This is a genomic window from Herminiimonas glaciei, assembly GCF_042664955.1.
Taxonomy (GTDB): Bacteria; Pseudomonadota; Gammaproteobacteria; order Burkholderiales; family Burkholderiaceae_D; genus Oxalicibacterium; species Oxalicibacterium glaciei.
On sequence record NZ_JBHTBU010000001.1, the window covers coordinates 1,984,881 to 1,997,916 of the forward strand.

The 13,036-nt window shown below is 51.1% G+C and carries 14 protein-coding genes; 9 read left to right on the top strand and 5 right to left on the bottom strand.

All coding sequences use genetic code 11. The features are described from left to right. Positions 1 to 13: 13 nt before the first annotated feature. Entirely contained in the window at positions 14 to 910 is an 897-nt protein-coding gene (locus tag ACFQPC_RS08940) for an AraC family transcriptional regulator (RefSeq protein WP_382271521.1), read from the bottom strand. Positions 911 to 1,010: 100 nt separating this feature from the next. Between ACFQPC_RS08940 and ACFQPC_RS08945 the strand changes: the two genes are divergently transcribed. Further along, a complete protein-coding gene (locus ACFQPC_RS08945; RefSeq protein WP_382271522.1) occupies positions 1,011 to 1,754 on the top strand; it encodes an SDR family oxidoreductase in 744 nt (247 codons plus the stop codon). Positions 1,755 to 1,813: 59 nt separating this feature from the next. Here the strand turns inward: ACFQPC_RS08945 and ACFQPC_RS08950 are convergent, their stop codons facing one another. After that, the gene (locus ACFQPC_RS08950; RefSeq protein WP_382271523.1) at positions 1,814 to 2,839 is read right to left on the bottom strand and encodes a mechanosensitive ion channel family protein; all 1,026 of its coding nucleotides are present in this window, start codon (positions 2,837 to 2,839) and stop codon (positions 1,814 to 1,816) included. A 260-nt stretch (positions 2,840 to 3,099) separates the two neighbouring features. On the opposite strand from ACFQPC_RS08950, the gene ACFQPC_RS08955 reads away from it, so the two are divergent. Further along, on the top strand, positions 3,100 to 4,383 hold the full coding sequence (locus tag ACFQPC_RS08955; RefSeq protein ID WP_382271524.1) for an OmpP1/FadL family transporter: 1,284 nt from the start codon (positions 3,100 to 3,102) through the stop codon (positions 4,381 to 4,383). Between the two features lie 408 nt (positions 4,384 to 4,791). Then, positions 4,792 to 5,877 carry an NAD(P)/FAD-dependent oxidoreductase gene (locus tag ACFQPC_RS08960; protein ID WP_382271525.1) on the top strand — a complete coding sequence of 362 codons (1,086 nt, stop codon included), beginning with the start codon at positions 4,792 to 4,794 and terminating at the stop codon, positions 5,875 to 5,877. Between the two features lie 72 nt (positions 5,878 to 5,949). Here the strand turns inward: ACFQPC_RS08960 and ACFQPC_RS08965 are convergent, their stop codons facing one another. Continuing rightward, positions 5,950 to 6,273 carry a hypothetical protein gene (locus tag ACFQPC_RS08965; RefSeq protein WP_382271526.1) on the bottom strand — a complete coding sequence of 108 codons (324 nt, stop codon included), beginning with the start codon at positions 6,271 to 6,273 and terminating at the stop codon, positions 5,950 to 5,952. Between the two features lie 540 nt (positions 6,274 to 6,813). After that, positions 6,814 to 7,713, bottom strand: coding sequence for an AraC family transcriptional regulator (locus ACFQPC_RS08970; RefSeq protein WP_382271527.1), 900 nt, complete (start codon positions 7,711 to 7,713; stop codon positions 6,814 to 6,816). A gap of 123 nt (positions 7,714 to 7,836) precedes the next feature. Between ACFQPC_RS08970 and ACFQPC_RS08975 the strand changes: the two genes are divergently transcribed. From ACFQPC_RS08975 to ACFQPC_RS08990, 4 genes are read left to right on the top strand one after another with little or no spacing between them, the layout of a single operon-like run. Then, on the top strand, positions 7,837 to 8,580 hold the full coding sequence (locus tag ACFQPC_RS08975; RefSeq protein WP_382271528.1) for an SDR family NAD(P)-dependent oxidoreductase: 744 nt from the start codon (positions 7,837 to 7,839) through the stop codon (positions 8,578 to 8,580). Positions 8,581 to 8,598: 18 nt separating this feature from the next. Continuing rightward, positions 8,599 to 8,994, top strand: coding sequence for a VOC family protein (locus ACFQPC_RS08980; protein ID WP_382271529.1), 396 nt, complete (start codon positions 8,599 to 8,601; stop codon positions 8,992 to 8,994). 3 nt (positions 8,995 to 8,997) lie between these two features. Beyond that, positions 8,998 to 10,008, top strand: a complete 1,011-nt coding sequence (locus ACFQPC_RS08985) for a saccharopine dehydrogenase family protein (RefSeq protein WP_382271530.1) — start codon at positions 8,998 to 9,000, stop codon at positions 10,006 to 10,008. Next, complete coding sequence (locus ACFQPC_RS08990) at positions 10,009 to 10,314, top strand: hypothetical protein (RefSeq protein ID WP_382271531.1); 306 nt, start codon at positions 10,009 to 10,011, stop codon at positions 10,312 to 10,314. Positions 10,315 to 10,551: 237 nt separating this feature from the next. On the opposite strand, the gene ACFQPC_RS08995 is transcribed toward ACFQPC_RS08990, so the two are convergent. After that, the gene (locus ACFQPC_RS08995; protein ID WP_382271532.1) at positions 10,552 to 10,848 is read right to left on the bottom strand and encodes a hypothetical protein; all 297 of its coding nucleotides are present in this window, start codon (positions 10,846 to 10,848) and stop codon (positions 10,552 to 10,554) included. Between the two features lie 232 nt (positions 10,849 to 11,080). On the opposite strand from ACFQPC_RS08995, the gene ACFQPC_RS09000 reads away from it, so the two are divergent. Both ACFQPC_RS09000 and ACFQPC_RS09005 read left to right on the top strand, forming a co-directional pair. After that, entirely contained in the window at positions 11,081 to 11,995 is a 915-nt protein-coding gene (locus tag ACFQPC_RS09000; RefSeq protein ID WP_382271533.1) for a nucleotidyltransferase domain-containing protein, read from the top strand. A gap of 3 nt (positions 11,996 to 11,998) precedes the next feature. Next, positions 11,999 to 12,631 (top strand): Cap15 family cyclic dinucleotide receptor domain-containing protein, encoded by a 633-nt coding sequence (locus ACFQPC_RS09005; protein ID WP_382271534.1) that lies wholly within the window; start codon positions 11,999 to 12,001, stop codon positions 12,629 to 12,631. The last annotated feature ends 405 nt before the right edge of the window (positions 12,632 to 13,036 follow it).

Sequence of the window (13,036 nt, forward strand, 5' to 3'; positions counted from 1 at the left end):
CGTGGGCTAGCCACTAATTTCCGCGCGCATACTTGCCGGGTGGCACCCCCACGTGGCGACTAAAGGCGGTACTGAAAGTACTGGCCGAACCATAACCGACGCGTCCGGCAACTTCAGCCAGTGCGACATCCTGATCGCGCAGCAAATCCTTCGCCACCGCCATGCGCCACGCCAGTAAATATTCCATCGGTGGCAAACCCACGGTACGCGTGAAGCGATCAAAGAATGCCGAACGTGACAGCGCCACCTCTTTCGCCAACTGGGCCACGGTCCAGCTACGTGCCAGATCACCATGCATATGCTGCATCGCCAGCGCAATCCGCGCATCCGCCAAACCGCGCAACAACCCCGGCGAAGAATGCCGGCCGGCCGTCGAACGCAAGGCTTCTACCAGCAATACATCCACCAGTCGCGTCAGCACCAGCTCGCGCCCTGGCCTTTGATCATGCGCTTCGTCCGCCACCAACTGCACCAACAGGGAAAGGCGTGCCGCACCACGTATATGTATCAGCGCCGGTAACAGCGATACCAGCAAGGCCGCATCCGGCGAATCGAACACAAAGTAACCGCCAAGCAAGCGCACATCCGGAGCGCCGTCCTGCCTGCCGTGACGCACATCTTCGGTCGGTGCCGGTTCTTCCTTTGGATCGATAAAGCGAGGAGTGACAGGCGCAAACCCGGACAAAGTAAATCCGGGTGTTGCCGGCAACAGCACAAAATCACCCGCCTCCAGCGTGAGAGCCTCCTGCCCGTCTACCGCGAGCAGGCAACTCCCTTCCAGCACCGCACAGAAACTCGGCTGCCCGAAGTCGGAGTAACGCACACCCCAGGCACCGGCGCCGCTAATGCCTTTTGAAAACACGGTGCGCGGCCTGAGCAAGGTGATGACATCTGAAAGCGGATCTGTCATTTTGGACTATCACAAATTAAATATGGACTTTTGATTATAGATCGTCTTGATTCGTATCGCTATAGTGACAGCCATCGAAATCACTTTGGAAACACAAACCATGAAAACCGTCCTCATCACTGGTTGCTCTTCCGGCTATGGCCTTGAAACCGCACGCCACTTTCACACGCAAGGCTGGAACGTCATTGCGACCATGCGCACTCCACGCCCGGATCTGTTCCCGCCATCCGATCGCCTGCGGGTAATCGCACTTGATGTGACCAAGCCGGACAGCATTGCAGCAGCACTGGCAGCCAGCGGCCCCATTGACGTATTGGTGAATAACGCCGGGATCGGTTTGTTCGGCGCTTTCGAAGCGACGCCTATGAGCACGACGCGCGAAATATTTGAAACGAATACCTTTGGGGTAATGGCAATGACGCAAGCGGTGCTGCCGCAATTCCGCAGCCGCAAATCGGGGATCATCGTCAATGTCACATCAAGCGCAACCCTGGCGCCGTTTCCACTGGTCGCGACCTACACCGCAAGCAAGACAGCAATCGAGGGCTTCACTGCATCGCTGGCTTTCGAGCTGCGAGCGTTCAATGTAAAGGTCAAACTGGTTGAGCCGGGTTACGGGCCAAGCACCAGCTTCACCAGCAATACCGGATCGCGCATGGATGGCTTGATCCCGGAAGCATATGCGCCTTATGCGCAGGAAGTGTTTGCATCATTCGCGCAGCCGGCCGCGGTGACTACGGAATCAGATGTAGCGCAGGAAGTGTGGCGTGCGGCGAATGATACATCCGGGCAGTTGCGCTTTGCGGCGGGGGAGGATGCACTGGCTTTGGTGCGGGCTGCCTGACACTTGGGCTCGTTCAAATGACGCCGGGATCCGGTTCATCAATACAAACCGAAAAAAAATCACTGGATTTTTTGTTCCAGTGATTTTTCCAGCCTCACCTGGAATTGATTGGGGTCCGGCAATGCGATCCCCTCCTTCTCCAGTGCGTTCACAATGGCGACGCGCACGTCTGATGCAGTCAACCTCAGCTTTGCCCGTATGGAGTCGGTCCAGAACCTGCCTTCTATTTGCAAATGTTCGGCGGTCAATTCCCTTAATCTGATAGATGCTGCCGGATGCGACGCTACGCCAGGCACACCACTCATGGCTTTAAGAATGACAGCCATTGCCCGGTTAATGTCTTCCTCATATTCGAGATATACAAAAACCGAGGTACGTCGTAATGGGGATGCGGTGTTATTGGTCACGCGCGACATGAATACTTCGCCGTTCGGCACCAGTACCAATCGACCATCGTAAGTTCGTATATGGGTCGCGCGGATTTCAATCTTTTCCACCGTCCCTTCCGTTTCACCCACTACGATTTGATCTCCAATTTCGAATGTCTGCGCCAGAAGGATAAACAAGCCGCTCACCAGGTTCGACAACACATCCTTCAGCGCAAAGCCAATTGCCACTCCACCGAGGCCCAAACCGGTTGCCAGCGAACGGGCATCAACCCCCAGCACATCCAGCGCAACACAAATGCCTATCACCCAAATCAGGTAATAGGACACCAGGCGAATCAAATTCGCCTTCATCGGATTTTTAATAAACTGTGTGCAAAATCTGGCGACACGCTTTACCAGCATGGCAAGGAGCCAGAAAATGACCAGGATGATGAGCGCTGCCAGCAGCGATGGTAGTAGTTCGGCCAGCCGATCTATCAGACGATCAACGGATGTCTGTACGCTTTTTAATATTGATCCGTTCAACAACTGGCCCATGAAAATCCTTGCAAATGACCAAGTACATCCTGACAGGGCATTAAGTATCTTCCGGGGACATGTATTAAAAAATTGGCTGTTCAGGCAATGCTTATTGCCCTTTGGTGCAAGGCCGGGGAAATGTGGAATATCACGCTCTGGACTACCGACTATTTTCACCTTGCATCAGCAACAGGCGGTATTTCATATGCAAAGCCCACTACTTTGATTTCATCGCAACGCAGATATCCGAGCCCACCTGCGTGCGCCATTTTTATCCGCAGACCGCTAAGAAGATGATCGACGTATCAGCGCTATTTTTTTAAATTCCCCAATCTTGTCCCGCTTTCAGACAGAATACGCCGCTTATTCATCTATCAGGGCATAGCTTCCACATCACGGTAGTGATCATTGCCCTGTGCTTATCCGGAATTCTATTAATGAAAAATCTGACGTTCAAAACCACGCTTGCCATCAGCGCGGCCATCGCATCCCCACAACTACTCGCCAACGGTTTTGCACTTAACGAACAAAGCATTAGCGGCATGGGTACAGGCTTTGCCGGCCGTGCTTCTTCCGCTGACGATGCCAGCACTGTATTCGGCAACCCTGCCGGTATGTCGCGCCTCAAGCGTCAACAAGTCACCGCAGGTATTGCTGTCATTGATAGCAAGAGCGAAATCAGCAACGCCAATGGCAATCGCCCCGGCACCAATGATGGCGATATGGTTCCTTCCAGGACCGTGCCTATGGGCTTCTATGTCAAGCCTCTTGATGACAAATGGGCGCTCGGTCTCGGCGTTTACTCGCCGTTCGGCATGAACACAGATTACGAAAGCACTTTCCAGGGCCGCAACTTCGGCAGTCAAAGCCAAATCAAGGTCGTGACTTTCCAGCCGACCGTCAGCTATGCATTCAACGACCGGCTCTCGATTGGTTTCGGCCCAACCATCAACCGCATCACCAGTACTTTGGATTCGGCATACACGACTGCATTCTCACCAAACAATGATGGTCGGGTTCAAATCAAAGGGGATGATATCGGCTATGGCTACAACTTCGGCGTACTGGCTCAGGCGACCGACACCACGCGCGTCGGCCTGACCTACCACTCCAAAGTCAGCTATCAGCTCACCGGGCACACCAGCGTCACGCCTGGTGCCGGCACCCCGTCCCCGGTACTGGTGGCGGGACGTTACGCAGCCTCGTTCAAAATCCAGACACCTGAATCATGGGACCTGTCGCTTACACAGCAGTTGAACCAGGCCTGGACGCTGTACGCCGGTAGCACATGGACGCGCTGGAGCCGCATGAAAAGCATCACCGTCAACAACGCCAACGTAAAGGGAGGTGCCCTGGCTCCGGGTGCATTCACCACTATCACCGAAGAACAGAACTGGCGCGACACCTGGACCTATGCCGTCGGTACGTCCTACCAGATGAATAAACAATGGGTGCTGCGCGCCGGCCTGACCTATGACCAGTCACCGGGCAATGGTATCGACCGCACACCGCGCTTCCCTACCGGCGACCGCACTATCCTGAGCCTTGGTGCCGGCTGGAGTCCAATCGAGGACTTCACGATTGATGTGGCTTACTTTTATCGCAAAGAGGAAAAAGTAAGTGTCAACAACGTCAATCCGTTCCCGCTTGGTCAAAGCTACAGCGCTGATTACAGGAATAGTGCGAATGGTTTGGCTGTGGGGGCTACCTATCGCTTTTAAATTGCGCTGGAAGGTCGGGGCCTCGCGATTCGGTTCGCTACCCTGGTATTAATTGGTATTCCCAACCGACCTTCGTTCAGGACAACACCCTATTTACCGAAGTGAGTAGGGTGTGGCAGTGATCGACTTGCGCGCGTTGGGATATGAAGGGGCGTATGACCGGGTCGCAGCCTTCGCCTGACAGTAGAAATTGGATCAGTTAGAAAGGGGCAACTCAGCGAGAAAATCAACATTGATGCACCCAAGAAGCAACGGTGATCTACTATCGTCGAAACGCTGGCTTTAAGAGCGTCGGGCGTCTTAAACACAATATATAATTTCGTAAATGAGCGCTTATCCTTCTCTTTCACAAATCCGCTCCACTTCAACAAATAACGTGAGCGCTATGTTCAAAACAAACACAGATAAGTGTCACAGCAGAATACGTTTTCCAATCCTGTCTCAACAAAGACTCTCAGTATCGTGAAGCGTAGCCGCAAGGTCATCGTGGTTGGCGGCGGCATCATGGGTGCGTCGGCAGCCTGGCATCTTACAAAAGCCGGCGCGACAGTCACCTTAATCGAACGTGCTCCCGCCAGCGTCTCCACTGCCACCGCCTCATCCTTCGGCTGGGTCGGTGCCAGTGCGAGCACACCTTCCGATAACCCGGAAGCATTTGCTGCAAGGTTGAAAGCGCTTGAGGAGTTCGCTCGTATCGAACGCGAACTCGGCCCATTGCCGATCGCGGCGCGCGGTGCGCTGCTCTGGCAAGCTACGGAAGACGAAACCGGATCGATGATTGCTGAACATCGGGCTGCCGGCACACGAATAGAGTGCCTTTCTCGCGTTCAGATCGCAATAAGGGAACCGCGGCTTGCCACGCTGCCGCCGCTTGCCGCCTGGGCACCGGATGACTTCGCTTTGGAACCCGCTGCTTTCGCTCGTCAACTGGTGGCGGCAGCCAAAGCGGCTGGTGCATATGTACGCCAGGGAGCCGTTGATGCTATTGAAACCGCAGGAGGTCAAATTACAGGTGTGTTGATGGCCGGGCAAAAGATAGCTACCGACGTTGTGGTTCTCGCCAATGGTTATGGCGCGCGCACGATCGCCTTTACGGTCGGCGTTGACCTTCCGATCCATGAGTCACCAGCAGTATTAATTCGGTTTGGTGTTGAAGCAGGCATCATCCGTCACTTACTTTGTGCACCAGAAATTGAGTTGCGGCCAGCGTTGGGAGGTGGCCTCATCTCTGCTGCCGACTATCCAGAAAATGGCGAGGCCGGGCTTCCCGCCCTTGCCACGTCAACGGGTGATGTCATTGCACAACTTCTGGGAATGGCGACGACGCCCCCTCTTCTTTCCATCAACGCTGCACAACGTCCGATGACAGCTGACGCCGTGCCACTTTGCGGCCATGTGGGACAAATCAACGGCCTATATGCTCTGGTCGCGCATCCCGGCGTGATCCTTGCGCCACTTTTGGGGCGACGTTGCGCCGAGGCTATTCTCAGCTAAAGCTAAGGCGACGGTATCTATGTCTAAGGAACCCTGCCGCAACGAAGGGCTATTCAAATAAAGACAATTCCATTATTTATTATAAAAATCATTACTGTCGTCACAAGCGCAAGAAATTTCATTCAAGCTTTTTATTCCCATTACGTAGTAACAGGATTTTTTAGAATTTTGTATTTGGCATATCAATTTGAAAGGAACATCAGCTGTTCCTTGCACAGAAATATTCTCTACATTCTTTGAATATTTAAAATCAAAATTCCCACCGTTTTGAAATGATCGAGTATTCGCATCTAATGATTTAGCTCCCTGATACACGTACTCATCATCATTAATTTTTATTTCATTAATGATTATTTTTTGTTGAGTATCGTTGTTCACCATAATGAAGGACGACATTGGAATCGATTTAATATACAAATAATAGGCAGCGCAGATTAGAAAAAGTACGCTGCAAAAGACCATAATTTTTTTGAGTGACATTTTCTTAATACCTGAAAAATAAACTACAAAAAATACCTCGTTAATACATTGTGTGATTTCAATAAAAAAGCGACCCCAAGGGCCGCTTTTTTACCGACTTACTTACCCTTCGCCGGGGGATTGTTTCCCCTGCCTCCGCCTGATGGGTTTCCGGTCTTGCTCGGTGCATTGTTTGGTGTAGTTCCAGACATTTGTATCTCCAGTTTAGAGTCGCCATATCGACGACACATTGAAAATATCTGTCATGGCATACTTCAACAAACCATATTCATGGGATAGGCGGGTGCTTTCAATGTGCTCACCTCATAGCTATGAACACACGAGTGAGTGAGTAACTAGCTGGCATTGCTGTGTATACCGCCTTTTTACACCGTGCAGGGACGATGAAATGTTGAACGCGAATGGCCGCTATCGACCCAAAGCAGACAGATTCCAAAGTGCTTATTCTCTGATGTTTTATTGCCTCATTGCTAGAGCAAGTCTCGTTGCGTCCTTGGCCGGAGGTTGCCCAAACTGACGGGAGTATTCTCTGCTGAACTGAGTCGAACTTTGATAACCGACTTCATAGGCTGCTGCCGTAACACTGTAGCCGGCAGAAATGAGCAAAGTGCGCGCTTTTAGCAGGCGAATTTGCTTTTGATATTGAACCGGGCTTAACGCTGTGACTGATTTAAAGTGACGGTGGAATGCAGATATGCTCATAGCGGCACTATCCGCCAAGTCATCCACACGCAAAGGCTCTGCATAATCGCGACGAATCATCTGGATTGCCAGATTAACCTTAGACAGGGCAGTATCTGGCAGAGCAATGTCACGCAGCATCCATCCCATAGGCCCCTCTATGACTCGATAGAGAATTTCACGCTCATAAGCGGGCGCCAGCGCAGGAATATCATTCGGATGGTTCATAAGTCGAAGCATGCGAACCCATGCGTCAAGCAGTTCTGGCGTCACCTTGGCAACAGAAAATCCTGACGAATCATCAATTTTCTTTACAGTATTAGGCAGGTCGGCAAGGAGATTTGCAATTATGCCCGCATCCAAGGTCAGACTTACTGCAAGATAAGGCTCTCCACTATCTTCGGGACGAACTACACCTGCAGCGGGAAGGTCTACAGACATAACAAAATAGGTTGATGGGTCATACTGCAAGGTTCGCCCACCCACCGTCATTAACTTACTACCTCGCAAAATGAGATTAATCATCGGGTCGTAAACTGCCGCCAGCTCGTGTTCCGGAATAGTCCCTTGCACCATTGCCACACGAGGAATGCCAGTTTCGGTACGTCGATTTTGAGCATGTGCCGCTAACGCACGCAACTCATTCAGTTGATTATCCATGCTGCGATTAGACATCAGCTAAACACAGTAAGCAATCGAAAAGCAGGATTAGGCAGGTTTAAGGCGTGAATTGGCATGCCCACCTCAACGTCAATATATATTGTAGAGGCTCTTATAAAAGTTTATCGGAGCTTCTTCATGAACGTTGTCATCATCACCGGCGGGAGCCGTGGAATCGGAGCAAGTACGGCGCTGGAATGTGTTCGTCGCGGATTTGGTGTCATCCTCACCTACAACAGCCAATCAACGAAGGCTGACGAAATTGTGAATCAGATTTACGGCGCAGGCGGAAAGGCGGTTGCTTTGAAGCTAGATGTGGGTGATACAAGCTCATTTCTAGCGTTTCGTAGTGACGTCGAAAAATGCCTGGATACCGTTTGGAACACCAAACAACTAGCTGGCCTTGTTAATAACGCTGGTTATGGTCTATTCAATCTCATCGAGAGCGTGACAGAAGAACAGTTCGATGGACTGATGAACGTCCATTTGAAAGGCCCATTCTTCCTTACCCAAAAGCTGCTGCCGTTAATGAAGGAAGGCTCCAGTATCGTCAATCTAACAAGCGCAACTACTCGTGTCGCTTTCTCTGGCGTCGCGCCGTACGCCGCCTTTAAGGGAGGCTTGAATGTGCTTACCAGATACATGGCAAAAGAATTTGGCGAACGCCGCATCCGCGTTAATGCCGTTTCTCCCGGCGCAATTCGAACGGAACTGGGCGGTGGGCTAAATGATGAATTCGAGACTCTATTGGCCTCCCAAACCGCTCTGGGGCGGGTTGGAGAACCAGAGGAAGTAGCGAAAGTAATCGTCGGTCTTTTAACTGAAGACAATGGCTGGATAAATGCACAAACCATCGAAGTCGCTGGCGGCTTCAACATCTGATGTTAAAGGGAGAATGTTATGTTGGACCATGTATTCCTATCGGTAAGCGATATTGACCGTTCTGTCGCGTTTTACACGACTGTCCTTGCACCAATTGGTGTAACGACTCGACTCGATTACGACGGCAAAGATGGACCACCCGGACATCCGGACCTCAAGGGATTTGGCGCTCACGGTCGCATGTCCTTTTGGCTGCGCCAAGGTGTAGTGGACAGTCGTGCCGCGCACATCGGATTTCTCGCGCGCAGCGAAGCCGCCGTCAATGAAGCCTACGCAGCAGCCATGGCATCGGGTGGCAGCAACAATGGCGAGCCTGGATTCAGGCTGCACTATGACCCCCGCTATTACGCAGCAAATGTCCTGGACCCAGATGGGTACAGCTTGGAATTCGTATACAAAAGTTGGCAGGTATAAGGCATGGGCACTTTACTTATTTACGGTGCGACCGGTTACACCGGTCGCATGGCATCTCAATATGCTGCCGAATCTGGAACGCCAATTATTCTTGCAGGCCGTGATGAATTGAAACTTGCAACATTGGCTGCCGAACTCAACGTGCCTTACAAGGCTTTCTCCCTGGATGATTTCAAGGATGTTGAAACTGCGCTCTCAGATGTCTCTGTCGTACTGAACTGTGCGGGCCCATTCGCGCGAACAGCTGAGATACTCATGCGAGCCGCGATTAGCCAACGTGTGCATTATCTTGACGTATCGGCTGAGTTATACAGTTATGAGCTTGCCGAAGCTCTGAGCGCGGCAGCAGTTGAATCGGGCGTCATGCTTCTACCGGGCAGTGGCGGTAGCGTCGCCATACTGGGCTGTTTAACCGCACGCGCTATCGAGCGTGTCGCAAGCCCTCAGGGAATCCGGTTGGCCTTACAGGTCAAAGGACCAATGTCACGTGGCTCGGCAATTAGTGCATCTGCGAGCCTGACCGATTCAAGTTTTCATCGTGCAAATGGTCAATTACTCAAAATAGAAGATGCATCCTTACAACCCTTCGATTTTGGCATGGGTAAAGTGGACTGTTTTCCGGTCACACTGCCCGATTTGCTCACCATCTGGCGCGCTACGCAGGTTCCCAATATAGATACGTTTGTTCACATTGCCGGCGACAGCTTTCCGAGCGGAGATTTGTCAACGCTTCCTGATGGCCCCAATGCTGAAGAGCGTTTAGCTAATCGGTACCGCGCGGTGGTTGAAATTACGGGAAAAGAAGGAGACGTGACCCGTGCACTGCTCGATACAGTAAATGGCTACACGTTTACCGCCATGGCATCAGCTGAAGCTGGCCGAAGAGTTCTGGCTGGTGAGTATAAGCCGGGCTTTCAGACACCCTCACTCGTGTTTGGGAACGGCTTTGCAGAGACTATTGCGGATACAACAATTAGTGATATCGCCATTGATGGGCACTTACAAGGAAATTAAATGAAGACAGAAGCAATCGAGATTACTTCCTTTTCATTATCAAAGGGGCTGACCATAGATGACTTCATCACTGCAAATGCAGATGTGGACATTTGGCTGGCGAAGCAACCAGGTTTCATACTTAGACGCATATCCCAGCGAAAAGACGGTACGGTTATTGACATGTTGTTGTGGGACAGCACAGAGGATGCCGAGAAAGCAGCGCGAGGCATAGTCACAGAATTGGCTAATTCACCAGTACATGCCGCCATTGACCAGTCGACGGTTGACTGGTCAGTCAATGTTTGTCGACACAGTGTGAATTAGAAAAAGATAACTCAGCGCAACGCTGATTTAGATAGCCGCCCCCATTGACAGAAAAGGCCCGTATAACCGGGCTTTTTTTTTGATGACTGTCCGCTTCTGGCCGATTGCGGACATTGGAGCACACCAAAGTGCTCCAATCGAACAATGGTGTGTATACGTTCCTATTACACCGCCAATCCTGCTTTTGGGGACCCGCGCTCGGGTGCCAGCAGCTCGAATTTGAACCATATCCCGAGTTCAAATGTACTTGTCGAGATCGGGATACTTTTCTAGCATCGGCCGCAGGCAGTCACGCCATGCATCGATGATCTCCTGACGCGCTCGCAGTCCTCTATCGCTGTATTCCTGCTTAATTCGGGGATCAGGCGCTTCCGCCACCTTCACACGATACTCGATGGTGATTACGTGTTCTAACGTCTCATCATCAAAGTCTTGCTCAATGCTTTTCACACTGGAAGACTCGGTATCCTCGAATGAAAACTGTTGATCCAGCGCTGTGACATGTCGTGGGTAGATGGGAAGCTGCCTCATCATGCACCCCGCAATACAGTATTAGTTTGTTTCAATAGTTGTAAAAGCTTGCTCCACTTGATCATGGTATGCCCTCCGTCAAGAGAGTATTTATAACCGACGTTTTCGTCTCCCCCAACATTTGAGAGTGCACCAAAGCAAGTTTCCGGGCAGAATTGCTAAACTTTTAAAAAATTAGAGATAGTCATTACGACTGCTATCCACAGGAAGTTTCGAATAAGCGGGGAGAAAGCTTGTGAGCACGACATGGAATGATCGATTTACATCATGGGCTCAAGCCCCGAGCCAGACCGAGACCGATAAGATCAACAACGCAATTACTGCGGTTAAGAAAGCGCTCGCCGCTGACCCGAAAGTAGCATCGGCGACCAAAGTATTTGTTCAAGGCTCCTACCGCAACAGGGTGAATGTTCGGCAGGATAGTGACGTAGATATAGGTGTTCTCTACACCGGCAATCTGTTCGGCACCGATTACCCCCCCGGCAAAACTGATGCTGACTTCAACGTGATTACCGTTGAATACGGATACTCAAGTTTCAAGAACGACATTGAAAAGGCTCTCGTCGGCTACTTTGGACGAGCAGCTGTTTCTCGCGGTGATAAGGCTTTCGATGTTCACGAAAACACATATCGTGTCGATGCTGACGTAGTACCTCTCATGGTTCACCGTCGTTATGCAGTTAACGGCACGTACATTTGCGGAACACAGTTGAATCCTGACAGTGGTGGCAGGATCATCAACTGGCCCGAACGTCTATACGATACTGACGAGTGGCCAATTCAGCATTACGAAAACGGCAACACTAAGAACAACGATACTCGCCGAGCGTATCGCGGTGTTGTCCGTATCGTGAAGAAACTTCGCAACATTATGGATGAAGAAAATATCGCTGAATCCAAACCACTGAAAGGTTTCAACGTCGAATGCCTCGTTTGGAATGCTCCTAATACCTGCTTCGCGCACACCACATGGTACGAAGATGTGTCCTCCGTCTTGAATCACCTGTCCTACCATTTGTCTGACATGGCCCTATGCGAGGAATGGGGCGAAGTGAGCGAATGGAAATACTTATTGAAGGGTGACGACACGAAACGCAAGCAATTTAAAGCCTTCGTGGATCGTGCCCGTCTGTACATTGGTATTATCTAAGTCATGTTCACACGCCTTCAGATTACGGTAGCACTTGCCATTGCGACTATTGCATGGGGATTGGCTCTTTGGCTCCAAGGAACGCCGCTTTCCTGGGACCACCTTGCCCCCTTCAGCACGGTGGTTGGCGTCCTTGTAATTGTCGCGTTAGCGATGGAACATTTGTTTTGGCGTTTGCCTATTTTTCACGGCTGGCTTTTTGATCGTCCCGACCTCCGCGGCACTTGGAAAGTTACAATTCAATCGGAGTGGATCGACCCTGAAACTGGGGAGAAAATTCCTCTGATTACAGCATACGCCGGGATCGTGCAGACATTGAGCAAGCTACAAATTCAGCTTATGACACCTGAATCTGAGTCCTGCCTACTCGCCCATGCAATTGAGCCTACACCATGCGGCAATCGTTTTAATGTGTCGGTTGTATACGCCAATACTCCCGGCATCGAACTCCGCGGAGTTCGCAGTGAACGGCACGTTGGAGCTGCGACAATTTCCACGCACGGCGCGAAATACAAACCGGATTCGCTGACTGCTGAATACTGGACCGACAGAAAAACCGTCGGTCGAATGATCTTTGAAGGTCGCGTAGATAAAGTCTACTCACGCTTCGCGGAAGCAAAGCAGAACCTTGGTTAGCACTGTTTTCTTTTCGCTGTAATTTCTTAGGTAGTAAGCGCCTGCTTAAGGCTAAAACTGTCATTCTCGATCAGGTATTCGAATCATACATTGGTGTGTATACAGTCAACTTACACCTTCCAATCCAGATTGAAATCGCAGGACTGTTCACCGACCTACCATAAAAAATGGCCCAGTTTTTCAACGGGCCGTCTAACTGTTTGATTTCCTTAGCATTCTGTCGGTACATCAAGAGCTTAGTAGGCTCTTGATGCACTCAAGCTAAACACGAACTGTTTTAGTGCGACGAAGGGGATTCGCCTACGTTCCGCAGGCCGCGGTTGCGCTTGCAAGCGCAACCCTTCGAATCCCCCGCGTAAGCCGCGCAGGCGGCTTACTTCTCTGCGCCAAACAAAAAAGCCCGCA